A 24,362-nucleotide genomic window follows, 5' to 3' on the forward strand; every position below is an offset into this window, starting at 1 on the left:
TTGCAATCAATTCAAAGCGGTCAATTAGTTGACGCGACGCTTGAATTCACCGGTGCGGGTATCGATTTCGATCTTGTCACCGATCTCTACGAAAGCGGCAACAGCCAGCTCGTAGGTAGTGCCTTTCAGACGGGCAGGCTTGGTCACTTTACCGGAGGTGTCGCCACGGGCAGCCGGCTCGGTGTACTCAACTTCGCGCACGATGGTGGTCGGCAGTTCTACGGAGATGGCTTTCTCGTTGTAGAAAGTCACTTCACACAGATCTTCCATGCCGTCTACCAGGTAGTTCAGCACGTCACCCAGGTTGTCTTTCTCTACGTCGTACTGGTTGTACTCGGTGTCCATAAAGACATACAGGGGGTCGGAGAAGTAGGAGTAGGTGCACTCTTTACGCTCCAGCTGAACAACGTCCAGCTTGTCGTCGGCCTTGAAGACGGTCTCGGTAGCGCTGCCGTTCAGCAGGCCCTTCAGCTTCATTTTGACCACGGCGGAGTTACGGCCGGATTTGTTGAATTCAGCCTTCTGGACCACCATCGGCTCGGTGCCGATCATGACTACGTTACCAGCGCGGATTTCCTGTGCGGTTTTCATGTAAAAAATTCCTGTTCGTGAAACGGACGGATAAAAACTGCCAGATTATATACGGCTTTCTAAAAATTTCACCAACCTCGTGACGAGATCCCCATCCCGGAGCAGCTTCTGTGACCAGAGTCGCCCATGTTGCAGCCAAATCGCGCTGTATTGCGGCCATTGGGCCCAGAGTTCGCGGCAATCTTCACCACGGTTGAGAGCCAGATTGAAGCGGCGCAGCCATTGGCCGCAATCGGCAGGCAGATCAGCAAGATAGTGGTCGAGGAACTGCTCCAGCTTGATCAGATGGGCCTCCTCCTCCTGTTGGTAGATATGCCAGAGGAAAGGGCGAGCGGCCCACTGGGCCCGCACGAAGGAGTCCTCCCCGCGCACCAGATTGAGATCGCAGCTCCACAGCAGCCGATCGTAACCGGCCTGATCGGTCATCGGCAGCAGCTTGATGGTGAGGTTGCCCGAGTGGAGCAGATCCCCCGCTTGGGCGGTGGTGATGGCATCTGCCAGACCGGCACCGGTGAGCACATCGTTGAGAGAGCGCCCCAGCGGCAGCAGCAGGGTGACGGGTGTGGCGCTCTGGCACCAGCTCTCGACCAGGCTTTGCAGCGCATCGCTCTCGTAGGTAAAGAGGCTGACCCGCAGCTCGTGCTCTTGTCTGGGCGGCAAACCGAGGCTGGCCCAGTAGGCTGCCAGTCCCGCATCATCTTGCTGCCACTGTTCCCGTTCGGCGATGAGGTCGTGTTCGCACAACAGGCCGCCGGTTTTAGCGGTAAAGCCCGGGAAGAAGAAGTATTTGTTGAGGCTTTTATTGCCAACACGCTGGGGCGAGGCGAGGCCGTGGCAATCCTCGACCCAGCTCTCCGCCGAGAGGTACTCCAGATTGATCCAGCAGGGGGGCTTGGGTTGGCTTGCCATCAGTTCAGCCATTCGTTCAATGAAGGGGGCGGGCAGTTCGCAGGCAAAGGCCTCGATCACCACTCTGGCCGGGGTCATGTCGGTCGGCAGGGTCTCATGCCAGTGCTGGATATAGATGCCATCGACCCACTGGCCATCCTGCGCCGGGTCGAGCCCGGGGCAGATGCGGGCGAAACTTGTCAGATCGTCCACCCAGAGCCGCACCTGAACCTTATTGCCATGTGCCGCAATATTCCCCTCCCGTTTTAGCTGGCGGGCGAGTCGCCAGGTGACACCGATGTCGCCGAAGTTGTCGACGACGCAGCAGAAGATGTCCCAGTCAAACGGGGGCAGGGGAGTAGTCATGGCGCGGGGTTCCAAATGCAAAAAAACCGGTGCGCAGGGTAGCACACCGGTTGACTGGCTTCTAACCGTCAGCGCGTGACGGCGGTCTGTGGCAGGTTACTCCTTGCCGTAGACGTTGTTCTCTTGCTCGCGTACCCGGATAAAGGTGGTGCGCTTGGTGAGCTCTTTCAGCTGGCTGGCGCCCACGTAGGTACAGGTGGAGCGCACGCCGCCCAGAATGTCGCGCACGGCGTTCTCGACCGGGCCGCGGTAGGGCAGCAGCACGGTTTTACCCTCGGAGGCGCGGTATTCGGCGACGCCACCGGCGTGCTTGTCCATGGCGCTGGAGGAGCTCATGCCGTAGAACTTCATGAAGGGTTCGCCGTCTACATCGACGATCTCGCCACCGCACTCTTCGTGGGCTGCCAGCATGCCGCCCAGCATCACGAAGTCGGCGCCTCCGCCGAAGGCTTTGGCGACGTCGCCCGGGCAGGTGCAGCCGCCGTCACCGACGATCTGGCCGCCGAGGCCGTGGGCCGCATCGGCACACTCGATGATGGCGGAGAGCTGCGGATAACCGACACCGGTCTTGACGCGAGTGGTGCAGACGGAGCCCGGGCCGATGCCGACCTTGACGATGTCGGCGCCGGAGAGGATCAGCTCTTCGACCATCTCGCCGGTCACCACGTTGCCCGCCAGAATGACGTGGTTGGGGCAGGCTTCACGAATTTTGCGCACGAACTCGACGAAGTGCTCGGAGTAGCCGTTGGCCACATCGACACAGATGAAGCGCAGCGCTTCGGACATGGCGAGGATTTGGCGGGTCTTGGCGAAATCTTCAGCCGAGGTGCCGGTGGAGACCATCACATGGCCCAGCAGCGCCGGATCGGTCTCGTTGACGAAAGCTTGCCACTGCTCAAGGCTGTAGTGCTTGTGTACCGCGGTCATCATCTCGAAACCGGCCAGCGTGCGCGCCATGGCGAAGCTGCCGACGGTATCCATGTTGGCGGCGATAACGGGTACGCCTTGCCATTGGGTCTGAGTGTGTTTGAAGGTGAACTGACGGGTCAGGCTTACTTGGGAACGGCTCTTGAGAGTAGAGCGCTTGGGGCGGAACAGGACATCCTTGAAACCGAGCTTCAAGTCTTCTTCGATACGCATTACAAATTCCTTATTGAGCCTTGTTGAAAGTCACTTTTGCAGTGGCAAATTTTCGGCAGGCGCAAAAAAACCGGTGGTTTTCAGGCCCTCCGGTTTACAACAGTGTAGGCAAAAATCCCTTCAGAACAAGACTGATAATTTGTAAATCCTTGTGGTAGCCTTTGGCGTCACAACCTGAGGTTAACCACCAGTTTCATCCAGCACCGTTCGGTGCCTTGCTCTCCTACGATATTCCCGCCCGCTTGGGCCGCCGTTCGGCCACTCTTTGTCGTCTCTCTCCTGACCCGCCAGATATTATCCAAGTAGCTGAAATAAATCGGATTGACCCACAATGGGACTGTGGTAGATCTGGGCGCAGGATTGACAAGGCAGGGCAGTAAAATGGGCAAGATGATTGTGGGGATCGCCCTGATGCTGACACTGTGTGGCAGTGCGCTGGCTGAGACCCCGACCAGCTATGGCTGGATCGAGAAGGGACTTATTTTGCCCACCGGCGTGGCGGTGAAGATGAAACTCGACACCGGGGCACTCACCTCTTCCCTCGATGCTCGCTCCATCACCAGATTCAAACGGGATGGCAAGCCCTGGGTGCGCTTCATGCTGGTGGTGACCGATGCCGACAGCGGCAAACTGGTCAAGCAGCAGTTCGAGCGGCGGGTCGAGCGCAGCGTGACGGTGCGCGGGGCGGGCGGAATGGAGCAGCGGCCAACGGTGACCATGTCCATCTGTCTGGGGGACAAGGTGTATGAGGAGTGGTTCACCCTGCGGGATCGCAGCAAGATGATCTATCCGGTGCTGCTGGGCCGACGTCTGCTGGCGGGGCTGGGCCCGGTGGACTCCAGTCGAACCTTTACCGTGCAGCCAGATTGTGATTGAAAGTAAAGAGCCCGCATCGCGGGCTCTTTACTTATCGCTTATCTTGCCGGCGGCAGCGGGAGCAGCACGCTCACCTCCAGCCCCCCTTCCGGCCGGTTGTGGACATCGAGATCGGCGCCGTGTAGCTGGGCGATACGCGAGACGATGGCCATGCCGAGACCCACGCCATCCCCTTGCTGGGGATTGACCCGAAAGAAGCGTTCATACAGCCGGGGCAAGGCGCTGGCGGGAATGCCGGGGCCGTTGTCGCTCACATCCACCCTCACCCGGTTGCCCTCCCGCTGAACCCGCACCCTGATCTCGCCCTCCGGCTGGGTGTAGCGCAGCGCATTGTCGATGAGATTACTGAACAGCAGCTCGAGCAGGGTGGCCTGCCCTACCACCAGCTGCGGTACTTCACACTCCAGCGACAGCTGCTGATCCTTCTTGAGCGCGATGGGAGCCAGCGTAGCCAGGGTGCCTTGCAGCAGGTGGCCTATCTCCAGCTCGGTCAATACCAGCCCCTGCTGGTTGTCGATACGGGCCTGGGTCAGCAGTTGGCGGATCAGCCGATCGCTGCGATCGAGGGCCTGCAGCATCTTGTGCAGGGATTGCTGGCGGCTGGCGTCATCATCGGCCGCAAGGGCATTTTCACTGTGGATCCGCAGCACCGCCAGCGGGGTGCGCAGCTCGTGGGCCGCCTCGTTGGTGAACTGTTTCTCCCGCTCTATGGTCTCCGCCAGCGCCTGCATTAGCCGGTTGATCTCGTTGGTGAGGGGGGTCAGTTCCTGAGCGCTTGTCTTGAGGCTGAGGGGGCTCAGGTTGGCGGGGTGACGTTCGCTGATGGCCTGGGCCAGCTGACGCAAGGGGGCCAGCCCGCGTGTGATGAGCCACCAGAGCAGGGCCAGCAGGAAGGGCAGGGTGATCAGCAGTGGCAGCATGGTGAGGGTGGCCATCTTGCTGGCCAGTTCGCTGCGCTCGTCGTCCCGCTCGGCCACCACCAGCCAGGTCTGCTCCTGCTGGTTGTAGAGGGTGAAGGTGCGCCACTGGTGATTATCTTTTTCGACCGTGTCAAAGCCGATAGCCAGGGTGACCAGCGGCTGATCCGGGGCACTGGGGGCGCGCAGCAGCAGGCCGCCTTTTTCATCGAGCAGCTGGAAGTAGAGATTGCGTTCGAACTCGTGGCCGTAGGGGGTGATCTCCCGATCCTCGCCGGTCAGGTTGAGGCTGGGGTCTTTTTGCCACTCATCGGGGTTCTGTGCCTCCCACTCCTGATAGACGGTGCCGTTGGCGGGCAACTGCCCCTGCTGGGCCATATAGCGGGCCAGCAGCTGATTGGTGATGCGGGCCGACTGGGCGAGGCGGGCATCAAACAGCTCCTCCATCTCGTGGCTTGCCTCCATGTAGCCGATAAAGGCACTGATGGTGAGACTCAGGCTCACCAGCGTCAGGATACCGGTGAGCAGAAAGCGGCGAATGGAGCGCGGACGTTTCATCGTGCGGGTGTCCGGCTTGGCTGTTCGAGCTGGGGAATGATGTAGCCTACCCCGCGAATATTGCGGATGAGGTCGCTGTAGAACTTCTTGCGCAGATGGTGGATATGCACCTCTACCGCGTTGCTCTCGGCGCCTTCATCCCAGCCGTAGAGGCTCTGTTGCAGCTGATCCTTGCTCAGCACCCGGCCGCTCTGGCTGATCAGCTCCTGCAGCAACTTGTATTCATGGGGGGTGAGTTTGACCGCCTCCCCCTGATAGGTGACCTGCTGGGATTCGGGATAGATAAGGATATCGCCATACTCCAGTACCGCCTGAGCCTGCCCCTTGCTGCGACGAACCAGGGCGCGCAGGCGGGCGTTGAGCTCCTGCAGGGCGAAGGGCTTGACCATGTAGTCATCGGAGCCGGCATCGAGGCCGACCACTCGATCGTCCAGCGCATCGCGGGCGGTGAGGATCAGCACCGGCAGCTGGTGTCCTTCACGCCGCAACTTGCGCAGCAGGCTGAGGCCATCGATGTCGGGCAGGTTGAGATCGAGGATCAGGGCGGCGAACTCGTCGCTCTTGAGGGCTGCCAGAGCGGGCAACCCCTGTTGCAGCCAGTCCACCGTGTAGCCGCTATGGCGCAGTGCATCCTGCATACCATCCCCCAGCATCACATCATCTTCCACCAGCAGGATCCGCATTCTTTTCTCCCTGTTTGTTGGGTGTGGCGATCTGGCTCAGCGCCAGGGCGTGCCGTGGCATAAACAACCCTGCCCACCAGTATGCAAGCTGGTGGGCAGAGTTTAAATAGTTCTTTGATCCATCAGGGTTTTATAGCTTGGTCAGCCGATCGCGGATCTCCATTCTGCGCCCTTCGTCGGCCACTTCGCGACCCGGGCGGGCCGGGGCGGCCAGCGCCTTGTCGAGGTAGGTTTTGGCCTCGGTCTTGCGACCCTGATCCAGCAGGAAGTCACCGTAGAAGAAGTTGGGATCGATGCCATCGGGATTGATGGCCAGCGCCTGCTTGAGCAGCTGCTCTGCCTTTTCGTCATCGCCAAAGCCGACCGGCCACCCGGGCACCTGATAGTAGAGGGAGCCCAGACTGGTGTAGGCAGAGCCGTCCAGCGCCTTGGGATCCTGCTTGAGCGCAAGCTCCAGCTTGGCTTTGGCCTCTTTCACCAGCCCCAGCGCTCCCAGCCCGCCCTTGGCGCCAGCCCAGGTGCTCTTGACGATGGCCGACCAGATCAGCAGATCGGCGCGAAAGGGCTCCTTGGCGCTGGCCGCTTCGGCCTGGGTGCTCAGGGTTTCGAGGCAGCTCTCTTTCGCCTTGCCGCTCTGTTGATACTGGCAGACGGCCCACTGTTGCTGGATGGGGACGAGGGCATCATCCGCGGCCATGACCGAGGAGGACCCCAGCAGGATGGCGATGGCACAAGAGGTCACTGATTGACGGAAAAAGTTCATATTAATGCTCCTTCTTGGTCGGGATCGGGCGGGACAAGTCTGGTTGTGGCGCACTGTTGGCGCCGGCATCAGCCGTCCCTGGCTGAAGATGACGGGCATAACGTTTGATGATCGGTAGCTGTCTGGACAGCGCCTTGTCGACGATGCCGGGCAGCAGGGCATTGAGCCGCACGAACAGTTTTTCCGGCCAGCCGAGCCAGCTGCGGCGGGTTTCGTTGCACAGGGCGATGACCGCCTCTTCGGCCACCTCCTGCGGGCTGTCGGTCTGGGTGCCGAGCGCCGCATTCATCTCGTAGGCGGCCTCGGAGTTGAGTTTGGTGCGGGTGGCGCGGGGGGCAAAATGCAGCACCTTGATGCCGCTCCCCTCCAGCTCCCGTCCCAGCGCTTCGCTAAAGCCGCGCAGGGCAAATTTGCTGGCGCAGTAGACGCTGTAACCGGGGTAGCCGATGCTGCCCAGGCTCGACCCCATGTTCATGATGATCCCCGGCTTGCGCATGGTTGGCAGCAGGGCACGGGTGAGCTGGATGGGCGCCTCGATATTGAGCAGCAGCTGGCGCTCCACCTGCTCGAAGCTCTGATCTTCCAGCCAGGCAAACTGGTTGCAGCCAGCGTTGTTGATCAGGATGTCGATCCCATCCTCCAGCGCCGGGTGTTGCAACAGCTTGGCCCGCTCCTGCGCAGAGCCGAGGTCGGCGAGCACCACCTGATGGCGCTCGGGGTGGGGCAGTGACTTGCACAGCCGCTCCAGTGCCGGGCCGCGACGTCCGTGCAGTAGCAGGTGTGCCCCCTGGGCCGCCAGCTCCTGTGCCAGCTCCTCACCTATACCACCGCTGGCGCCGGTGAGCAGCACGAGTTTCCCTTCAAGGTTCATGGTATGGATTCCCTTTTTGCTGTCTGCTGCCGACTTACGGTGTGGCGGTGAGGTTGTAGAGCATCTCGCCATAGAGGCGATAAACCACCTTGGCCCCGTGGATGATGGCGGCTTGATCCGCCGGGCTCTCGACCCGATCCATCAGGGATTCAAAGAACTTGAGGTGCTCCTGATCCAGGGCGCCGTGGGAACTCAGGTAGCTCATCGCCTGCGGGGGCAGGCCGAGTCCCTTTTTCAGCTGGTCGGCGATGGTGAGGGCGATGGCCACGCTGGTGCCTTCCAGCACCTGTACCATGCCGAAGAAGCCCATGGGGTTGCCGCGCTGGATCTGGTCATAGAGGAAGGCAACCATCAGCTCGATGGGCAGCCCCGGCTGGCCGTGGCGCACCGCCTCGGCATCACCGCCACAGGCGCGGATATCGTTGAGGATCCACTCCTGATGGCCATACTCCTCGTCGATGTACTCGGCAATGGCGCCGCGCACCCACTCGTACTCCTGACCCAGCTTGCCGCCGGTTGCCATCAGGAGTGGAACTGTGTGGCGCACGTGGTAGTAAGCCTGCGCCAGAAAGGCGAGATAGGTGTCACGGCTGATATCGCCACGGCGACAGGCTTCGATAATGGGGGCGTTGAACAGATGCTCACGCTCCTGAGCAGTGGCTTGTTGCAGAGTCTGGTAGAAGCTCATGACGATTCTCCTGTAAGGCATTGGCTGATTTGCCGGGAAAAGTGTTGGTAAATCTCGTTGCGACGGGGGCGCCCGTTGGCGGTCAGCAGGCCGGGATGTTGATCCAGCGCCACCGGCAACCAGTGGTGCAGCCGGGCATAATCGGGCAGCCGCTGATTCAGACCGGCGATCTGGCGGGGCAGATCCGCCTCTTTGCCCGGCAGGGGCTGGATCAGCGCCACGTTGGCGGGCTGACCATCGCCAAAGACCACGATGCGGGCGATGGCGGGGCAGAGCTGGGCCTCGGCTTCCACCCACTCTGGCGAGAAGTTGCGGCCAAAGGCGGTGATCTGGACATTCTTCTTGCGCCCGGTGATATGGAGGTAGCCTTCTTCATCGAGATGACCCAGATCGCCGGTGGCGATCTGTTCGGGAGTCGGTTCGTTGCTGCCGAGATAGCCCAGCATGGCACTGCCGCTCACCATAATTTCGCCGTCGCAGGCGATGGTGACCTGACAGTGGGGCAGGGGGCGGCCTACGCTGCCGGGCTTGTCAGCATCCGGGCTGTTGAGCGCCACTACGGAGCCGCACTCCGAGAGGCCATATCCCTCATACACCGGCAGGCTGAGCTGGCGGGCATGTTTGATCAGGTCGGGTGCTACTTTGCCGCCACCGACGGCAATAAAGCGCAGGCTCTTGAGCTGCTGGGCCAGCGTCGGGGTGCTGGTGCAGAGCGCCAGCAACAAACGCAGCAGTTCGGGCACCAGCACCAGACTGTGGGTCGACCAGCGCAGCAGCGCTTCCCCCAGCATGGCTGGATTGAGCGAACTGGATCCGCTGAAACCGAGCTCCCCGAGGGACGGAATGCGGCTGCAGGCACCGGTCAGCAGCGGCACATAGAGGCCGGTGAGGTTCTCAAGCAGGGTGGCCAGCGGCAGCAGGGTGAGGTGTTTTTCCACCTTGGCTGGCGCGACACGCTCGGCCAGCGATTCGCACACCGCCATCATGCTGGCCAGCGATAGGCAGACCCCTTTGGGCTGGCCCGTGGTGCCGGAGGTGTAGGTGATCTTGGCGGTACCCTGTGGCAATGCCGGGAGGTTTGCCGGTTTGCGGCGCCAGAGCGGCAGTTCGCCGGTGATCAGCGAGAGCTGCTCGGCGGCATGCCACCCCTGATGATGGGGGCCGACCAATGCATCGGCACCGCTGCTCTCCAGCAGCCACTCTTGTTGCTCAAGGCTGAAGAAGTGGGGCACCGGTATGACCACGATCCCGGCTTTGGTGCAGGCCAGATCCATCAGCGCCCATGGCAAGCCGTTGTCCAGTTGCAGGGCAAGACGCTTGATACCGGCTTGCTGCAGCTTGTCTGCCAGATGCTGGATCTGCTGCCAGAGGCTGTGGTAGTCGAGACGCTGCTGGCTGCTCAGCAGCGCTGGGGATTGCGGATCCTCGTGGGCATGTTTGGCGATGGCGTCGAACAGGCTCATTGGGCGCACCTTTTCTCACTGGTCAGGGTTGCATCGGTAAAAAGCACTGGCATGGGGGCCAGCAGGTTGAGCAGCAGGCTGCTCTGGGCGAGCACTGCCCGCCCCTGATTGATATCCCCCACCATCACCTTGGGCTGGCAGCGGTAGTACTCACCCCAGGCGTCGGCGTCGGCCCCCACCTGATGAGCCTGGGCGGGGGCCAGCTCCACCGGGTTGAGTTGCAGGCGGGCAAAGCTGTTGCGCAGCTTGGCGGTGCCGGTAAAGACCACGTAGTCGAGGGCGTTTTCACACAGCAGACGACACAGCGCCGCAAACATCAGGCGGGCATTGCCCGGTTCGCTGCAGGCCAGATTGCCCACTTCGATAATGCGGTTGCGTGCCGGATAGACCCCGAGGCGGGTGTTGATGGCGGCCTCGATGGGTTGCTCCAGATACTGTTCCAGATAGAGAGGCCCCTCACTGGCATGATTGAGACCACAGGCACCGACCAGCGTCCCGTCCGCCCTGTAGAGCCCCAGCAGGCAGGGGAGAAAATGGGGGATGCGGGCGTTGAACTCGAGGGTGTAGGCGGCCTGGATGTAGGTTTGCAGCGCCATGACCTGCTGCGGGGACTTGGCTAGCAGCAATCGGTAGGGGGCCTGGATCTCGATGGTCATGGGTGACTCCTTCTCTTGCGATGGTTTGAGAGTAAAAGGGCAAACTTAAGAAACCCTTAAGGAGCAAAAAAAGTTGTCAGCGAGGCAGCGGGCAGGCAATCTGCGCCGCTGTTATCCAACAGGAAGCCCCCAAGAGGAACCGCCATGTCATCCACCGTCAGCTGCCCCCTGTGTGCCAGCCATCGCAGTTATCCCCTGTCGGTGGCGGGCAAGCGCTATCATCGCTGCCTCGCGTGCGAGCTGGTCTGGCTGGATGAGGCGGATCATCTGGATGAGGCGGCGGAGAAGGCGGTCTATGACGGTCACGACAACCGGGTGGATGATCCCCGTTATCGCAGCTTTCTGATGCGGGCTTTTGGTGAGGTGCTGGCGCGGGTGCCAACCCCTGCCAGTGGCCTCGACTTTGGCTGTGGCCCGGGGCCGGCGCTGGTGGCGATGGGGCGCGAGGCGGGTTACCAGATGGCGGGGTATGACAAGTTCTACGCAGATTTTCCCGAGTTGCTGACGCGTCAGTATGACTTCATCACCAGTACCGAGGTGATCGAGCATATCGCTGAGCCGCGCACGGTGCTGGCGCAGTTGTGGGATTGCCTCAAGCCTGGTGGCCTGCTGGTGCTGCAAACCCAGCGGGTGCTCGGTGACGAGCGGTTTAAAAACTGGCGCTATCGCCACGACCCGACCCACATCGTCTTCTTTGCCGAGGCATCGTTTCAGGTGTTGGCCGCTCGCTGGCAGGCCGAACTCAGCTTCCCCCACGCCGATGTGGCGGTATTGCAGAAAGGCACGCCCTGAGGCGTGCCTTCGTCTGTTACTCGTCGAGTTCTTGCTCGGCGCTACTCCTTGTAGCCCTTGTCCTGCCACTGGTAGTACATCAGGGCAGATTTTACGCCAATTGACTTGAACGGCTCTGGCGGCAGCCACATCGGCAGACTCTGCTCGGCATGGTTGAACCAGGGGTGCTCCTTGCCCTGATAGAGGCTGGCCACGATGTCGCCAAACAGGAAGGAGAGATTGATGCCGTGGCCGTTGTAGCCGAGGGCGTAGTAGATGTTCTTGTGCTCCCCCATTACCCCCACCGCTTCAGTGCTGTCGCCGGTCATGCCGAGAACCCCGTCCCACACCTGCTCAAATTTGATCCCCTTGAGGGCCGGATAGAGGGTCACCAGCTCGGTCATCATCATTTCGCTGACCCGGTTAAGATCGCCCTTGTAGTTGAGGCCGTCGTTGAAGACGTACTCGGCATTGCCGCCACCGATGACGATGCGGTTATCCGGGGTCAACACCAGATGGAACAGGGTGTTGCGGGTGTCGTAGTAGGGCACCCGACTCTGCCACTGGATGGCGGCCAGCTGTTTTTTGGTAAGCGGCTCGGTGACGGCGCTCTGGGCGTGCACCGGAAAGACCCGGCCGCTGAAGTAGCCAAGTTTTGAGGTATAGCCGTTGGTCGCCAGCACTATGCTGTCGGCGGTCACCTTGTACTTGTCGGCCACATTGAGCTCGATCTGCTTGCCCTCCTTGATCCCCAGCACCGGGCTCTGCTCGTAGATGGTGACGCCCGCCTGCTCTACCGCCTTGCGCAGGGCATTGACCAGTTTCATGGCGTGTACCTGACCGCCATTGGGGTCGTAGACCGCCCCCACGTAGCGGTCGGTGCCGAGTTTTTCCTCTGTGGTATCGGCGTTCCAGTACTGGAGCGGGATGCCGAGGCGATTGGCGGTTTTCACATAGTCGCGGTACTCGGCGATATCCTCCTCATCGAGGATCGCCTCCACATAGCCATCGAGCTTGAGATCGGCCTCGACGCCGGTTGAGGCGACCAGCGCCTGCAGCTTGCGCATGCTGGCGACGGTGAGATCGTAGTGGCGCTTGCTCGCTTCCCCCTCTTCGTAGAGATCCATCACCTCGGAGCCCGGCAATACCATGCCGCCGTTGCGGCCCGAGGCGCAGCTGCCCACCTGCTTGGCCTCGAAGATGGCGATCTTGAGCGATGGATTGGCCTTGGCCAGATGCCAAGCGCTGGAGAGGCCGCTGTAGCCGCCACCAATGATGGCGATATCCACCTTCATATCTTGTGCCAGCGGGGCACTCTCCTCTGCCGGTTTCTCCTTGAACCAGTAGCTGGTGTTGGGCTCAAAGTCGCTCATCTTGGGGCCGCAGGCGGCGAGGAAAAAACAGCTGATGCACATGGTCAACGCTCGTTGGCAAAGGGTGGTCGGATTCATTTTCTACTCCGGTTACAGATACAAAATGTCAAATCATTTCATCGGGTTGGGCGGTATTGACCCGGCGGCCTATGTCTCTCAGCCGGGCCAGCTGATCGGCAAGACCGGGCCCCTCATCCAGGCTGGTGACAAAGTTCCAGAGGTAGGTCATCACAGCATAGACATGACCTGCGGAGACCTGGGGCTGGGCCATCAGCATGGTGATGGCCAGCAGGAACAGCAGGGAGGCGCTGATGCCGACCGCGAGAAAAGCGAGTGCCTCCCGATCCGAAATCCGGATGCGGAGCCAGGCCAGCGCGCGGTAGTGGCGGGTGAGGCTGGCTGACTGGGCATGGGTGACCAGTTTGACCTCGTGTTCCAGCCGATCGTTGAGCCGCTCGTGCAGCAGCTGGTTTTTGCGCGAAAAGCCGGGCAGCAGCAGGCCGAACAGCAGCAATACCCCCATGCAGGCGATGCCGACCCAGAACTCGATCACCATCAGCATCACGGCCGCCCCGACGATGGAGATCAGGCTGGTGGCCAGGATCGGGATATGTTTCTCGAAGAAGTCGACAAACTCCCGCGCCAGGGTGACCCGCGCCACTATGGTAGATTGCCCCTCCTGCTGCTGGCGTTGTGTCAGGATCACCGGCACCGCCAGTGCCGCATAGATATGGGTAAAGGCGCGGGTGTCGACCGCCCGGCGCAGGGCGCCGATGAGCCAGAACAGCAGCACGATGAGGGCGTAGCTTGAAGCCTGCCACCACTGGCCCTTGACGATGGCGTCGATGGCAAAGCCGGCGAACAGGGGATAGACCACCAGCAGGATGTTTTCGAGGGCCACCAGCGAGAAGGTGCCCGCCAGCTTGAGGGGATTGGCCCGCGCAATCGCCCCCAGCGAACGACCGGCCGAGTGTGGCAACGGCGTGGCCTGCTCGTCGCAACTGGCTGCCGAAGTGGTTGGTGTTGTCATGGGTTATCTCCTAAGATGTCGGAAACGCTAAGTTTGAGCGAGTGCTCAAAGTTTGTTTGAGCGACTGCTCAAAGTCAAGCAGATCGATTGATATCGCAGGAGGTCAGATGGCACGCCCATCAGCAGAACAGCGCAAAGAGATGATCATCGAGGCCGTACTGGCCCTGTTTCGAGAGAAGGGAATGGCGGCATCGTCAACCCGTGATATTGCCGAGCGCACCGGTCTGGCGCGCAGTCACGTCTACCACTACTTCAAGGATTGGAAGGAGCTCTGCCTCTGCGCCGTGGAGCGCTTCACCAGTCAGGAGATCGCCGAACAGCGGGAGTGGTTGTTGCCGCTGCCAGCCCGCGAAGCGTTGCCGCTCTTTGTGCGGGACAACCTGCCGACCAGTCAGGATGCCTCCTGGGCCATCTATCTGGATGCCTGGAACGAGTCACTGCGCGACCCGGTATTTGCCGAGAGCTACCGCAAAATCATTCTGGCGTGGCGCGAGGTGCTGGAGCTGATCCTGCAAAAGGGGATCGACAGCGGCGAGTTTGTGGCGGGCGATGCCCGGCGACTGGCGCGCCAGATCACCTCCCTCATCAACGGCTATGCCGATGACCTGATTCTGGAGCCGACCCCCGAGACGGTAGAAGCCACTTATCAAGAGATCATGCTGGTGGTCAATCAGCTGGTCTTGCCCCCGGCCCATTCATAGCGGCGCTGGTACACAGGGAGGGGAGGCATACCAGCGTGGTGCCTCCCCCGGTTTTGTTGGCTATCCGCCGGGCGTGCGATGGCCAGATAGCAGGGAGCGGTTGTTGATGTCGATTACCCATTTGTCACTGCAAGATGCCCGTCATCTGCAACTGGCGGCGCAGGGGCTGCTCGCCCCCCGTCGCAGCAAGGCGACCCCGGCTGATCTGCTGGCCACCATTCGCCGTATGACGCTGCTGCAGATCGATACCATCTCGGTGGTGGCGCGCAGCCCCTATCTGGTGCTCTTTAGCCGGCTTGGCCAGTACGAACCGCGTTGGTTGGAGCAGCTGCTGGCCGACGGCGAGATCTTCGAATATTGGGCCCACGAGGCCTGCTTTGTGCCCCGCGAGGATTACCGGCTGTTGCGCCACCGGATGCTCGACCCCACCGCCATGGGCTGGAAGTTTTCGGCCAACTGGCTTGCCACCCATCAGCAGGAGATTGGCCAGCTTATCGAGCGCATTCGTCAGCATGGCCCGGTGCGGGCGGCCGATTTTGAGCGCAAAGAGGGGAAGGGCAATGGCTGGTGGGACTGGAAGCCGGAGAAGCGCCATCTGGAGGTGTTGTTTACCACTGGTCAGCTGATGGTACGGGAGCGGCGCAACTTTCAGCGGGTCTATGATCTCGCCGAACGGGTGCTCCCCGAGTGGAGCGACCAGCGGGATCTGCCGAGCGTCGAGCAGGCCCAACGGGATATGGTGCGCGCCAGCTGCCGGGCGCTGGGGCTGGTCAAAACTGGCTGGGTTGCGGACTACTACCGGCTGCGGCGCGGCAAATATGACGCCCTGCTCCATCAGCTGGCGGACGAGGGGGAACTGCTGCCGGTACGGGTAGACGGGTGGCAGCACGGCGCTTTTGTGCACGCCTCGCTGGCCGATGAGCTGGTGCAAGCCAAGGAGGGCCGTCTCAAGGCGACCCATACCACAGCCTTGTCGCCGTTCGACCCGCTGGTGTGGGATCGCAAACGGGCCAGTGAACTGTTCAACTTCGACTATCGCATCGAGTGCTATACCCCGGCCCCCAAGCGCCAATACGGCTACTTCGTGTTGCCCTTGCTCCATCGCGGCAAGCTGGTGGGCAGAATGGATGCCAAGGCTCATCGTCAGCAGGGGATCTTCGAGATCAAGAGCCTCTATCTGGAAGCCGGGGTGAGAGTGACCCGCACGCTTGCACAGGATCTGGCGAAAGCCCTGCAAAAGCTGGCTGACTGGCACCAGACGCCGCAGCTTCGTTATGGTGCCATTCCGGCCAATTTGCTGGCGTTGTGGCATGAAAGCGCCCCTGCAAAGTGAGCAAAATCCCTTCTGGGCTAAGCTGCAAGAGGGATAAACAGTCCGGGAGCGGGAGATGAAACGAGCGGGAACATGGTGGGCGGGATTGGCGATGGCCATCTTGTCCCCCGCGCTATGGGGGCAAGAGCCACCAGTGAAGATCTGTCTGGGGGAGGGCAACGAGTGGGCTCCCTTTACCTACTGGGAGCGCAAGGACGGGGTGCCCGATACCAGCCGCCTGACCGGTTCGGCGACGACACTCGTGCTCGATTCATTACAACAGAGCGGGCTCTCGCACCAGATCCGCTATCTGCCCTGGGCGCGGGTGCAGCAGGAGCTGGCGGATTATCACCAGAATGGTCTATGCGAGCTGACCTGGGATGCCAGCTACAAGCCGGAGCGGGCCGAGTTTGCCTTCTACAGCGTTCCCCTCTACTACACCCACCTCGGTTTCTTCTATCTCAAGCGCCGCTACCCCGAACCGCCGGATCTGCAGACGGTCAATCGTTCCCGGGTGTGCGGGGTGATTGGCTACAACTACACACCCTACGGGCTTGCGCAGGAGCCACGCCGGGTCAAGCAGTTGCAGCAGGCGCTCGATATGCTGGAGCGGGATCGCTGCGACTTTCTGCCGAGCGAAATCGAACCTCTGGTGGCTGGCATCAGCCTTGGCATCTACCGCAGCGAGAGCGGGTTGCTCAATCTCGCCCTGCCCAGCCGCAAGGGATTCTATCTGCTGGTGAGCAAGGGCTCCCCCCGCGGCCACGAGCTGGTGAATATCCTCAATCAGTCGCTGGTGGCATTTCAGGAAGGGGGGCATACGGATGAGGTGATGCGCCGCTTCTTGCCGCCAATGGAGTAATAGCGAAGGGTTGCTGTCATTCTGGGGAGCAGATAAACAGAGGGCCAGCCGGTGCAAACCGGCTGGCCCTTTTTACGTGAGAGCTTGTCAGGCTGCCAGACGGGTTAGTACCTTCACCAGCAGCTCGATGCGCGGGGCAATGCTGGCCAGATCCAGATACTCCTCGTCACTGTGGAAACCGGCGCCGATGGGGCCCAGACCATCCAGAGTGGGGATACCGAGAGCGGCGGTCAGGTTGGCATCGGAGCCGCCCCCCACCTCCTGCCAGCTGATCGGCAGCCCCAGTTCGGCGCCACACTCTTCCACCAGCAGCATCAGTGCCTGGGTGCCCTCTGACGGCACCATGGCCGGTTTGTGGGCCTCGCGGGTCAGCTGGATGGTGACGCCATCCAGATGCGGCCGCTCGGCCAGGGTCAGCAGATGATCGTCGATCTGGTGGTACTCCTGATTGTCCCAGAAGCGGACGTCTACCACGGCGCTGGCATGGGCTGGCACTATGTTGGCGCCATTGCCCCCCTCGACAATGCCGATGTTGAGGGTGGTGCCGCTCTCGAAGTTGGTCAGGGCGTTGATGGCCAGGATCCAGTGGCCCAGCTCGGTGATGGCGCTGCGCCCCTTCTGCGGTTCGTTGCCCGCGTGAGCCGCCTTGCCGGTGAAGTCGATGTGATAACGGGCCATCCCCTTGCGTGCCTTGACCAGTGAGCCATCGGCGCGGGCCGCTTCGGCCACCAGCACCTGTTTCGCCTGTTTGGCCACCGCTGCCAGCCAGTCACTGGAGTGGAGGGAACCGATCTCCTCGTCCGGGTTCATGCAGACGCAGATGCTCAGGCGATCGCGCACCTCGCGGGGCAGTTCACGCAGGGCATAGACGATGTTGAGCAGGCCGGATTTCATGTCGGAGACACCGGGGCCGTAAGCGCGCTCGCCATCGACGCTCATCGGGCGGGCGGCGGCGGTGCCGAGAGGAAAGACGGTATCCATATGGCCGATCAGCATTACATCGATCTGCGCAGCATCAGGCTGGTTGCGGATCTCCAGTCCCACCCCGGCGGCGCCACAGTCGACCCGCTTGATCTGCCAGCCGCCCATCGCCTCATATTTGGCCGCCATCAGGTCGGCCACTGCCGCAATGCCCGGTTGGTGCAGGGATCCGCAATCCAGATTGATCAGCGGGGCCAGTTCGGTCAGGTATTGATCCAGAGAAAAAGTCATTGCTTGCTCCACTATCAGGTTCGGGTCAGAGAAGGATGTTCATCACCAACATGGCGCCGAAGGCGTTGAGTACCGAGATGGCGACCATGATGGGGATGTAACGCCCTTCGGTGCCGATGCAGCCGAGGATGCGGCCCATGTACTGCACCTGGGAGCCCATCAGGTAGATGGCTGGCGCCAGAATGGCGATGTGAGTGCCGTTGAGGATCCCCTGATCAAACAGGGTGATGACCACACCGACCGCGCCGCCCATCGACATCCAGGCGCCGATCAGCACGGCTGCCGCCTCACCGGGCAACCCGAAGATGGCCATGACAGGGGAGAAGATGGCGCCCATGGCATCCAGCGCGCCGGTGATCTGCAGCGCCTTGATGATGACGAAGGCCATCAGTACGTTGGGTACGGTGGAGGTGGTGGCGATGACCCAGCCCTTCTTGGCCCCTTCGACGAAGATATCGGTGACGATGGGTTTCTTGATGTTGGCCTGGCTCATTTGGCTTGCTCCTGAGTGTTGAGAGTCTGCTGGGTGTTGTTATCGGTCTGCTTGCCTTCGCTCATATTGAGGTAGACCCGGAACAGGTTGGCCCCGACAAATTTGAAGGCGAACATCACGATGACAGCCAGACCGATGGAGGAGCTGACCGCCGGGCTGCCATCTGCCAGCGTCAGGGTGAACAGTACGGCGCCGGAGGAGAAGAAGTTGACTATGGTGGCACCTGCGGAGAACTGGAACATGGTGAACACGTCGGTTTCACGCTTGGTGATGAGCCCTTCATCCTTGAGCTGACGAGTCATGGCGGCACCGGCATCGGTACTCTGCAGGGAGGCGATAAGGGCGAGGCCGGTGTTGCCCGGGATCCCCATCAGCGGACGCAGCAGCGGGGTCAGCAACTTGCGGGCCGCTTCCAGCGCGCCGTAGTGCTCCAGCACATTGATCATACCGAGGGCAAACATCACGGTGGGGATCAGGGTCAGGGCAAACAAAAAGCCATCGCGAGCGCCGTTGCCCCCCTTGCCGCGCATGTCGGTCATGGCGGTCTTGATGCCGTCACCATTCTCGCTGACGCTCTGGACCATGGTACCGAACGAACCGTTCAGCGTGGTGAAATCGAATACCCCGTACCACTCGCCGGATTGCAACAGTCCGGAGAAGAAGACCACGGCGAAGGCCAGTGCCAGGTAACTGCCTATGCTCACCGAGCGTGTTTTGTCTGTCATTAGATAGCTCCATATGAATAATTATTTAATCTGAGTAATTATAATTGATATGGATGTCACTAAATTGATGGTGGTCAAAATGGTTTGCTGCAAATGACGAATGTATTGGGGTTATGTGACTGTGATCGCCATATGATTGGACGATAATCTGGTTTTTATCGAATTGTTTGAGTGAATAAAAAGCAGGGGTGGGATAGCGGGGCAATAAAAAACCGGGCACGAGGCCCGGTTTGGTCAATCAGTCAGATGTGATTACTGTGATTACTGTGATTACTGGAGTACCAGTACCATCAGCAGGCCGACACTAATGGCAGATACCAGGAAGGCAAAGCCATAGAACACATAGTGGTGCAGCTTGGTGGTGTGGATCCCCAGATCGTGCAGACCGTGGTAGATACGGTGCATACCGTGCCAGACTGGCAGGGCGATGATCACCAGCAGGATGCAGGCACCCCACCAGGAGCTGGCGAACGCGTGCACGCGGTCATAGCTCATGGTTTCCACGTCCATGATGCCCATGGGCACCAGCAGACCGGTGATGAGGACAATGACCGGCAGCAGCATGGCAACAACCATGCCACCCGCACCAAACAGACCCCAGTAAATTGGTTCGTCAGAACGTCTCATTGTTTTCTCCTCAGGCCACGATGATCAGGACAAGCAGGGACACCACCGCCAGCGCCACATACTGGGCGAGAACGATCGGCTTCTCCGGTACCAGGTCTTCACCACGGAAGATACGCATGGCTTTCGGCGCCAGGGCGAACCAGGTTTTGGCATGGAACAGGCACGCCGCCAGAGCGACGACATGGAACAGGATGGCGATCGGGCTTTGCAGGGATTCCAGCCAGCCGTTGAACGCTTCCTGACCCTGAACCAGGCGCATCAGGCCCCACATCAGCACAACGGCGTAGATGGAGACGAAGATACTGGTGCCTTCACGGATCATGTAACCGGTGTAGAAGGCGTTCTTCAGCCACCAGTCTTTCTTCATTTCGCGGACGTAAGGTTTACGTTTGCTATCAGTGTTGTTCATGGTCTCAATCCTGCTCTCAATCTGGCTTGAACATGGCGATCATGTAGTCCTTGGCGCTTTCGACCTTGCCAAGCTGGATGGCCGCCGCCGGATCGACGCCTTTCGGGCACACTTCGGAGCAGTAGCCCACGAAGGTACAGCCCCAGACGCCTTCGTCCTGGCTGATGATGCGCATACGCTCTTTGGCGCCGGCATCACGGTTGTCGACGTTGTAGCGATAGGCCAGAGCCAGTGCCGCCGGACCGGTGAACTTCTTGTTGATGCCGTACTGCGGGCAGGCTGCGTAGCAGAGACCACAGTTGATGCACTGGGAGAACTGCTTGTACTGCGCCATCTGGGCCGGAGTCTGGATGTACTCGCCATCACACAGGCTGCGCGGCTCGCTCGGGATGATGTACGGCTTGATGCTCTCCAGCTTCTCGATGAAGTCGGACATGTCGACCACCAGATCGCGCTCGATCGGGAAGTTGTTGAGCGGCTCGACGGTCATCTTGCCCGGCAGATAGTCGCGCAGGAACGCCTTGCAACCCAGCTTGGGCACACCGTTGACCATCATGCCGCAGGAGCCGCAGATCGCCATCCGGCAGGACCAGCGGAAGCTCAGGGTAGAGTCCAGGTGATCCTTGATGTACTGCAGGGCGTCCAGCAGAGACATCTCTCTCTGGTATGGCACCTGGAAGGTTTGCATCCAGGGCTCGTTATCCTGTTCCGGACGGTAGCGCAGGATCTCAATTTCAATCATCTCAGCCATTCTTCTTAGCCTCGTCTTGTTTCTCACCCTCGGAGCCGTACACGCGTTTTGCCGGCTGGGACTTAGTGATCTTCACATCGGAGTAATCGATGGAGGGCGTTTCGCCATTTTGGTAGAACGAGAGCGTGTGCTTGAGGAAGTTCACGTCATCGCGCTCTTCGTAACCATCCAGACGCTGGTGGGAACCGCGGGACTCTTTACGATTGATGGCGGAGTGCGCCATGGCTTCAGCCACGTCCAGCATGTAACCCAGTTCGATGGCGTACAGCAGATCGGTGTTGAAGACAGAGGACTTGTCGTTGATCTTGACCTTCTTGTAACGGGCTTTCAGCTCGTTGATCTTGTCGATGGTGCCCTGCATCAGCTCTTCGGTACGGTAGATACCGACACCGGCTTCCATGGACATGCCCAGCTCGTTGCGGATATCGGCCGGGTTTTCGGTACCGTCTATGTCCATCAGGGAGAGGTGTTGCTTGATGAGCGCCTCGGCCTTGGCGGCCAGCGCTTCGGTGTTGCCATGCTTCTGAGTCTTGGCAAATTCACCTGCCTGCTCACCGGCCAGCTTGCCGAATACCACGATCTCGGACAGGGAGTTGGAACCCAGACGGTTGGCACCGTGCAGACCGACGGAGGCACATTCGCCCGCGGCGTAGAGGCCGGGCAGACGGGTGGCACACTTGTTGTCAGTCTCGATACCACCCATGGTGTAGTGGGCAGTCGGACGTACCGGGATAGGCTCTTTGGCCGGATCCACGTTGACGTAGGCTTTGGCCAGTTCGCAGATGAACGGCAGACGCTCTTTCAGGTACTTCTCGCCAAGGTGACGCAGGTCGAGGTGAACCACATCGCCCATCGGGCCCTGAATGACGCGGCCTTTCTGCTGCTCTTGCCAGAATGCCTGGGAAACACGGTCGCGCGGACCCAGCTCCATGTATTTGCTCTTCGGCTGGCCGATCGGGGTTTCCGGGCCCAAGCCGTAGTCTTGCAGGTAGCGGTAGCCATCCTTGTTCAGCAGGACGCCACCCTCACCACGACAACCTTCGGTCATCAGGATGCCGGTGCCCGGCAGACCGGTCGGGTGATACTGGACGAACTCCATATCACGCAGCGGTACGCCGTGACGGTAGGCCAGTGCCATGCCGTCGCCGGTGACGATGCCACCGTTGGTGTTGTAGCGATAGACACGGCCAGCGCCGCCGGTTGCCACGATCACGGATTTGGCCTGGATGAAGCGGGTGATACCGTTCTGGATGTCGAAGGTCAGTACGCCCTGGACACGGCCGTCGTCCACGATCAGATCAAGGCAGAAATGCTCGTCGAAGCGCTTGATGCTCGGGTATTTGACGGAGGTCTGGAACAGGGTGTGCAGAATATGGAAACCGGACTTGTCTGCGGCGAACCAGGTACGCGGAACCTTCATGCCACCAAACGGACGCACGTTGGCTTTGCCATCCGGCTTGCGGCTCCAGGGGCAACCCCAGTGCTCCAGCTGGATCATCTCTTTGGTTGCGTTGTTGACGAAGTATTCCACTACGTCCTGCTCGCACAGCCAGTCACCACCGGAGACGGTGTCGTTGAAGTGGTTTTCGAGGGAGTCGTCATCACGGACGACACCGGCGGCGCCGCCTTCGGCAGCAACCGTGTGGCTGCGCATCGGGTAAACCTTGGAAATCAGGGCGATGTCCAGGTCTGGCTGTGATTCGGCTATAGCGATAGCGGCGCGTAAGCCGGTACCGCCAGCACCGATGATGGCCACATCGGTCTTGATAATATCCACATCTGCCTCCTTAGGGATAGATTTGCTGGGCACGATTTTGCTCTATGAAAAAAATTCAGGCTTGATGCAAGTCAAACTGCTAGGTTTTATTCCCTTTTTATTGGTTATTTTTCTATAAAACACCCAAATCCCTGGATGAAAATGTCGTTATTATCGTCATTTTTTGGTGTTACTGAGCAGTTGAACACCTAGCTACGAGCACTTTAACTTCTGGATTGTACGTAGTTTTCTTTCAATAAAATGCGAATCACCTCTCTTTTTAGGTACTCGCGAAAAAAATTTTAAGTTTTTTATTGTAATTTTTTAATGAGAATTATTGGCATTTATCTATTCGGATAGAAATAGGTAATCCGAAATACTGCGGTGACCACGGCGGTGATCTGATAATTCCAGACGAATTACAAGGATTTCAAGGCGGGGGATTTGGCGGGTAATGTGAGATTACTCACTGAAAATTAAGCGCTATTTAGAAAAATAAAAGGGGCCTGTACGGCCCCTTTTGCTCATGCTCAAATGCGGAACATGCCGACCTGATTGCTCAGTTCACCCGAAATATTTTTAAGTTGTTCAGAGAGATGGCGTGAGCTGTCTGCATCCACTGCCAGTTCGTCCGAGACATCTTTCACTGCCTGAATGTTGCGACTTACTTCGTCGGTGACGGCCCGCTGCTCTTCAGCCGCGCTGGAGATCTGGGTCGCCATGTCGGAGATCTGGTTGATCGAGGTGGTGATCTGTTCCAGCGCATGGGTGGCGTTGTTGGCGTCATCCACGCTGTTCTGGGCCAGCAGCTGGCCTTCGTGCATGGTACTGACCGCTCCCTGGGTATTGCGTTGCAGGGTTTCGATCATATTGCGGATCTCGACGGTGGAGCTGTGGGTACGCTGTGACAGGACGCGCACCTCGTCGGCAACCACCGCAAAGCCGCGACCCTGTTCACCGGCACGGGCCGCTTCGATGGCGGCGTTGAGTGCCAGCAGGTTGGTCTGCTCGGCGATGCCCTGAATGGTGGAGAGGATGGTGTTGATCTCCTGAGCGTTTTTCTCCAGTTCCTGAATGATGTTGGAGGCCTGTTCCACCTGGGTGGCCAGATCGGTGATGGAGCGCTGGTTGCGGGCGATCACCTGCTTGCCATGCTCGCAACTGCTGGAGGAGCTGCGGGCCGCTTCGGCGGTCTGCTCGGCGTTGCTGGCGACCTCGACTGCGGTGGCTGACATCTCGTGTACCGCAGTGGCGATCTGGGAGATCTCGTTTTGCTGGCGTGCCAGCCCCTGATTGGCCTTCTCCGCCATGCTGTGGGAGGACTTGGCCTGCTGGTTGAGCTGGCCGGAGGAGTTGGAGATATCCTGCACCATCACATGGATCCGCTCGATGAAGGTGTTGACGTGTTTGGCAACCGCGCCTACTTCATCCTCACGTTCAATCTTGATGCGGCGAGTGAGATCGCCGTTGCCACGGGAGAGATCGGCAATCGCTTCGCCCAGGGTTTTCAGAGGGGCCAGCGAGCCGTTGATGGCGACATAGGAGAAGCCAGCCACGATCAATATGGTGATAAGTCCCTGAATAAGTGAGGAGGTGACCATGCGGCGTACCGACTGGTAAGCGGTTTCGTCATCCACCATCATGCCGTAATACCAATTGGTGTTGGGGATCGCGTTAAAGTCAAAGACCTCTTTCTTACCGCTGATCACCAGCTCGTTGATCGTACCGTCATGAGCGATCTGATTGATGTAAGACGCGGTCAACTCGGGGGCTAGCGTTGTGGCGGGTTTCAGACTCAGGGAGGCATCGGGGTGGGCGATGATGGTGCCGTTGCTGTCGACCAGAATGGCGTAAGTCCCCTCGGTAGTGACCGTCAGAAT

25 protein-coding genes are annotated in these 24,362 nt (G+C 60.0%); 5 read left to right on the forward strand and 20 right to left on the reverse strand.

Translation table 11 applies throughout. From position 1 onward, the window contains the following. Positions 1 to 24: 24 nt before the first annotated feature. The 3 genes from efp to AB5Y90_RS13080 all read right to left on the reverse strand — a co-directional run bounded on the left by efp (position 25) and on the right by AB5Y90_RS13080 (position 2,985). Positions 25 to 591 (reverse strand): elongation factor P, encoded by a 567-nt coding sequence (efp, locus tag AB5Y90_RS13070; RefSeq protein ID WP_005335100.1) that lies wholly within the window; start codon positions 589 to 591, stop codon positions 25 to 27. 45 nt (positions 592 to 636) lie between these two features. Continuing rightward, positions 637 to 1,845 (reverse strand): elongation factor P maturation arginine rhamnosyltransferase EarP, encoded by a 1,209-nt coding sequence (gene earP / locus AB5Y90_RS13075; protein WP_368166942.1) that lies wholly within the window; start codon positions 1,843 to 1,845, stop codon positions 637 to 639. A 96-nt stretch (positions 1,846 to 1,941) separates the two neighbouring features. Next, positions 1,942 to 2,985: a GMP reductase gene (locus AB5Y90_RS13080; RefSeq protein ID WP_005348017.1), complete on the reverse strand. Its 1,044-nt coding sequence runs from the start codon at positions 2,983 to 2,985 to the stop codon at positions 1,942 to 1,944. A gap of 381 nt (positions 2,986 to 3,366) precedes the next feature. Here AB5Y90_RS13080 and AB5Y90_RS13085 point away from each other — a divergent pair, with 381 nt between their 5' ends. Then, positions 3,367 to 3,861 carry an ATP-dependent zinc protease gene (locus AB5Y90_RS13085; protein ID WP_368166945.1) on the forward strand — a complete coding sequence of 165 codons (495 nt, stop codon included), beginning with the start codon at positions 3,367 to 3,369 and terminating at the stop codon, positions 3,859 to 3,861. A gap of 38 nt (positions 3,862 to 3,899) precedes the next feature. Here AB5Y90_RS13085 and AB5Y90_RS13090 read toward each other — a convergent pair whose 3' ends face one another. The 7 genes from AB5Y90_RS13090 to AB5Y90_RS13120 form a co-directional block, all read right to left on the reverse strand. After that, complete coding sequence (locus AB5Y90_RS13090; RefSeq protein WP_368166946.1) at positions 3,900 to 5,336, reverse strand: ATP-binding protein; 1,437 nt, start codon at positions 5,334 to 5,336, stop codon at positions 3,900 to 3,902. Beyond that, positions 5,333 to 6,019 carry a response regulator gene (locus AB5Y90_RS13095; protein ID WP_005335091.1) on the reverse strand — a complete coding sequence of 229 codons (687 nt, stop codon included), beginning with the start codon at positions 6,017 to 6,019 and terminating at the stop codon, positions 5,333 to 5,335. Before AB5Y90_RS13095 ends, AB5Y90_RS13090 begins: the two co-directional genes overlap by 4 nt. 130 nt (positions 6,020 to 6,149) lie before the next feature. Further along, positions 6,150 to 6,716, reverse strand: coding sequence for a tetratricopeptide repeat protein (locus AB5Y90_RS13100; RefSeq protein WP_368166955.1), 567 nt, complete (start codon positions 6,714 to 6,716; stop codon positions 6,150 to 6,152). Between the two features lie 67 nt (positions 6,717 to 6,783). Beyond that, the gene (locus tag AB5Y90_RS13105) at positions 6,784 to 7,653 is read right to left on the reverse strand and encodes an SDR family oxidoreductase (RefSeq protein ID WP_159157456.1); all 870 of its coding nucleotides are present in this window, start codon (positions 7,651 to 7,653) and stop codon (positions 6,784 to 6,786) included. 34 nt (positions 7,654 to 7,687) lie between these two features. Then, positions 7,688 to 8,341 (reverse strand): TenA family transcriptional regulator, encoded by a 654-nt coding sequence (locus AB5Y90_RS13110; RefSeq protein WP_150995672.1) that lies wholly within the window; start codon positions 8,339 to 8,341, stop codon positions 7,688 to 7,690. Next, positions 8,338 to 9,804, reverse strand: coding sequence for an AMP-dependent synthetase/ligase (locus AB5Y90_RS13115; RefSeq protein WP_368166948.1), 1,467 nt, complete (start codon positions 9,802 to 9,804; stop codon positions 8,338 to 8,340). Before AB5Y90_RS13115 ends, AB5Y90_RS13110 begins: the two co-directional genes overlap by 4 nt. Further along, positions 9,801 to 10,460, reverse strand: coding sequence for a thermostable hemolysin (locus AB5Y90_RS13120; RefSeq protein ID WP_368166949.1), 660 nt, complete (start codon positions 10,458 to 10,460; stop codon positions 9,801 to 9,803). Before AB5Y90_RS13120 ends, AB5Y90_RS13115 begins: the two co-directional genes overlap by 4 nt. A 144-nt stretch (positions 10,461 to 10,604) precedes the next feature. On the opposite strand from AB5Y90_RS13120, the gene AB5Y90_RS13125 reads away from it, so the two are divergent. Continuing rightward, a complete protein-coding gene (locus AB5Y90_RS13125) occupies positions 10,605 to 11,252 on the forward strand; it encodes a class I SAM-dependent methyltransferase (protein WP_368166950.1) in 648 nt (215 codons plus the stop codon). A gap of 41 nt (positions 11,253 to 11,293) precedes the next feature. Here AB5Y90_RS13125 and AB5Y90_RS13130 read toward each other — a convergent pair whose 3' ends face one another. Together AB5Y90_RS13130 and AB5Y90_RS13135 are read right to left on the reverse strand one after the other, a co-directional pair. Next, a complete protein-coding gene (locus AB5Y90_RS13130; RefSeq protein ID WP_368166951.1) occupies positions 11,294 to 12,682 on the reverse strand; it encodes an NAD(P)/FAD-dependent oxidoreductase in 1,389 nt (462 codons plus the stop codon). A gap of 28 nt (positions 12,683 to 12,710) precedes the next feature. Continuing rightward, positions 12,711 to 13,634: an ABC transporter six-transmembrane domain-containing protein gene (locus AB5Y90_RS13135; protein WP_307896354.1), complete on the reverse strand. Its 924-nt coding sequence runs from the start codon at positions 13,632 to 13,634 to the stop codon at positions 12,711 to 12,713. Positions 13,635 to 13,741: 107 nt separating this feature from the next. Between AB5Y90_RS13135 and AB5Y90_RS13140 the strand changes: the two genes are divergently transcribed. The 3 genes from AB5Y90_RS13140 to AB5Y90_RS13150 all read left to right on the forward strand — a co-directional run bounded on the left by AB5Y90_RS13140 (position 13,742) and on the right by AB5Y90_RS13150 (position 16,509). Continuing rightward, positions 13,742 to 14,335, forward strand: coding sequence for a TetR/AcrR family transcriptional regulator (locus tag AB5Y90_RS13140; RefSeq protein WP_064339608.1), 594 nt, complete (start codon positions 13,742 to 13,744; stop codon positions 14,333 to 14,335). Between the two features lie 106 nt (positions 14,336 to 14,441). Continuing rightward, on the forward strand, positions 14,442 to 15,668 hold the full coding sequence (locus AB5Y90_RS13145) for a winged helix-turn-helix domain-containing protein (protein ID WP_201942500.1): 1,227 nt from the start codon (positions 14,442 to 14,444) through the stop codon (positions 15,666 to 15,668). A gap of 91 nt (positions 15,669 to 15,759) precedes the next feature. Next, a complete protein-coding gene (locus AB5Y90_RS13150) occupies positions 15,760 to 16,509 on the forward strand; it encodes an ABC transporter substrate-binding protein (RefSeq protein ID WP_101529526.1) in 750 nt (249 codons plus the stop codon). A gap of 87 nt (positions 16,510 to 16,596) precedes the next feature. Here AB5Y90_RS13150 and AB5Y90_RS13155 read toward each other — a convergent pair whose 3' ends face one another. From AB5Y90_RS13155 to AB5Y90_RS13190, 8 genes are all read right to left on the reverse strand, one after another. Beyond that, positions 16,597 to 17,721, reverse strand: coding sequence for a M20 family metallopeptidase (locus AB5Y90_RS13155; RefSeq protein WP_201942503.1), 1,125 nt, complete (start codon positions 17,719 to 17,721; stop codon positions 16,597 to 16,599). Positions 17,722 to 17,746: 25 nt separating this feature from the next. Continuing rightward, positions 17,747 to 18,214: a YjiG family protein gene (locus tag AB5Y90_RS13160; protein WP_005335063.1), complete on the reverse strand. Its 468-nt coding sequence runs from the start codon at positions 18,212 to 18,214 to the stop codon at positions 17,747 to 17,749. Further along, positions 18,211 to 18,939 (reverse strand): nucleoside recognition domain-containing protein, encoded by a 729-nt coding sequence (locus tag AB5Y90_RS13165; protein ID WP_005335061.1) that lies wholly within the window; start codon positions 18,937 to 18,939, stop codon positions 18,211 to 18,213. The genes AB5Y90_RS13160 and AB5Y90_RS13165 overlap by 4 nt, the downstream gene beginning before the upstream one ends. A gap of 270 nt (positions 18,940 to 19,209) precedes the next feature. Continuing rightward, positions 19,210 to 19,566, reverse strand: a complete 357-nt coding sequence (gene frdD, locus AB5Y90_RS13170) for a fumarate reductase subunit FrdD (RefSeq protein WP_005335059.1) — start codon at positions 19,564 to 19,566, stop codon at positions 19,210 to 19,212. Between the two features lie 10 nt (positions 19,567 to 19,576). Continuing rightward, positions 19,577 to 19,975 (reverse strand): hypothetical protein, encoded by a 399-nt coding sequence (locus AB5Y90_RS13175; RefSeq protein WP_005335058.1) that lies wholly within the window; start codon positions 19,973 to 19,975, stop codon positions 19,577 to 19,579. A gap of 16 nt (positions 19,976 to 19,991) precedes the next feature. After that, positions 19,992 to 20,726 carry a succinate dehydrogenase/fumarate reductase iron-sulfur subunit gene (locus tag AB5Y90_RS13180; protein ID WP_005335057.1) on the reverse strand — a complete coding sequence of 245 codons (735 nt, stop codon included), beginning with the start codon at positions 20,724 to 20,726 and terminating at the stop codon, positions 19,992 to 19,994. Further along, positions 20,719 to 22,503, reverse strand: a complete 1,785-nt coding sequence (frdA, locus tag AB5Y90_RS13185; RefSeq protein WP_064340833.1) for a fumarate reductase (quinol) flavoprotein subunit — start codon at positions 22,501 to 22,503, stop codon at positions 20,719 to 20,721. Before frdA ends, AB5Y90_RS13180 begins: the two co-directional genes overlap by 8 nt. Positions 22,504 to 23,012: 509 nt before the next feature. After that, on the reverse strand, positions 23,013 to 24,362 hold a 1,350-nt coding region (locus AB5Y90_RS13190), incomplete at its 5' end, for a methyl-accepting chemotaxis protein (protein ID WP_368166954.1).

The sequence above is a fragment of the Aeromonas sp. R4-1 genome, assembly GCF_040908325.1.
Classification (GTDB): domain Bacteria; phylum Pseudomonadota; class Gammaproteobacteria; order Enterobacterales; family Aeromonadaceae; genus Aeromonas; species Aeromonas veronii.

Bases quoted from the DNA above. Each gene is read 5' to 3' on its own strand.
- efp (WP_005335100.1), bottom strand. From the start codon at position 591: ATGAAAACCGCACAGGAAATCCGCGCTGGTAACGTAGTCATGATCGGC.
- earP (WP_368166942.1), bottom strand. From the start codon at position 1,845: ATGACTACTCCCCTGCCCCCGTTTGACTGGGACATCTTCTGCTGCGTC.
- AB5Y90_RS13080 (WP_005348017.1), bottom strand. From the start codon at position 2,985: ATGCGTATCGAAGAAGACTTGAAGCTCGGTTTCAAGGATGTCCTGTTC.
- AB5Y90_RS13085 (WP_368166945.1), top strand. From the start codon at position 3,367: ATGGGCAAGATGATTGTGGGGATCGCCCTGATGCTGACACTGTGTGGC.
- AB5Y90_RS13090 (WP_368166946.1), bottom strand. From the start codon at position 5,336: ATGAAACGTCCGCGCTCCATTCGCCGCTTTCTGCTCACCGGTATCCTG.
- AB5Y90_RS13095 (WP_005335091.1), bottom strand. From the start codon at position 6,019: ATGCGGATCCTGCTGGTGGAAGATGATGTGATGCTGGGGGATGGTATG.
- AB5Y90_RS13100 (WP_368166955.1), bottom strand. From the start codon at position 6,716: ATGGCCGCGGATGATGCCCTCGTCCCCATCCAGCAACAGTGGGCCGTC.
- AB5Y90_RS13105 (WP_159157456.1), bottom strand. From the start codon at position 7,653: ATGAACCTTGAAGGGAAACTCGTGCTGCTCACCGGCGCCAGCGGTGGT.
- AB5Y90_RS13110 (WP_150995672.1), bottom strand. From the start codon at position 8,341: ATGAGCTTCTACCAGACTCTGCAACAAGCCACTGCTCAGGAGCGTGAG.
- AB5Y90_RS13115 (WP_368166948.1), bottom strand. From the start codon at position 9,804: ATGAGCCTGTTCGACGCCATCGCCAAACATGCCCACGAGGATCCGCAA.
- AB5Y90_RS13120 (WP_368166949.1), bottom strand. From the start codon at position 10,460: ATGACCATCGAGATCCAGGCCCCCTACCGATTGCTGCTAGCCAAGTCC.
- AB5Y90_RS13125 (WP_368166950.1), top strand. From the start codon at position 10,605: ATGTCATCCACCGTCAGCTGCCCCCTGTGTGCCAGCCATCGCAGTTAT.
- AB5Y90_RS13130 (WP_368166951.1), bottom strand. From the start codon at position 12,682: ATGAATCCGACCACCCTTTGCCAACGAGCGTTGACCATGTGCATCAGC.
- AB5Y90_RS13135 (WP_307896354.1), bottom strand. From the start codon at position 13,634: ATGACAACACCAACCACTTCGGCAGCCAGTTGCGACGAGCAGGCCACG.
- AB5Y90_RS13140 (WP_064339608.1), top strand. From the start codon at position 13,742: ATGGCACGCCCATCAGCAGAACAGCGCAAAGAGATGATCATCGAGGCC.
- AB5Y90_RS13145 (WP_201942500.1), top strand. From the start codon at position 14,442: ATGTCGATTACCCATTTGTCACTGCAAGATGCCCGTCATCTGCAACTG.
- AB5Y90_RS13150 (WP_101529526.1), top strand. From the start codon at position 15,760: ATGGCCATCTTGTCCCCCGCGCTATGGGGGCAAGAGCCACCAGTGAAG.
- AB5Y90_RS13155 (WP_201942503.1), bottom strand. From the start codon at position 17,721: ATGACTTTTTCTCTGGATCAATACCTGACCGAACTGGCCCCGCTGATC.
- AB5Y90_RS13160 (WP_005335063.1), bottom strand. From the start codon at position 18,214: ATGAGCCAGGCCAACATCAAGAAACCCATCGTCACCGATATCTTCGTC.
- AB5Y90_RS13165 (WP_005335061.1), bottom strand. From the start codon at position 18,939: ATGACAGACAAAACACGCTCGGTGAGCATAGGCAGTTACCTGGCACTG.
- frdD (WP_005335059.1), bottom strand. From the start codon at position 19,566: ATGAGACGTTCTGACGAACCAATTTACTGGGGTCTGTTTGGTGCGGGT.
- AB5Y90_RS13175 (WP_005335058.1), bottom strand. From the start codon at position 19,975: ATGAACAACACTGATAGCAAACGTAAACCTTACGTCCGCGAAATGAAG.
- AB5Y90_RS13180 (WP_005335057.1), bottom strand. From the start codon at position 20,726: ATGGCTGAGATGATTGAAATTGAGATCCTGCGCTACCGTCCGGAACAG.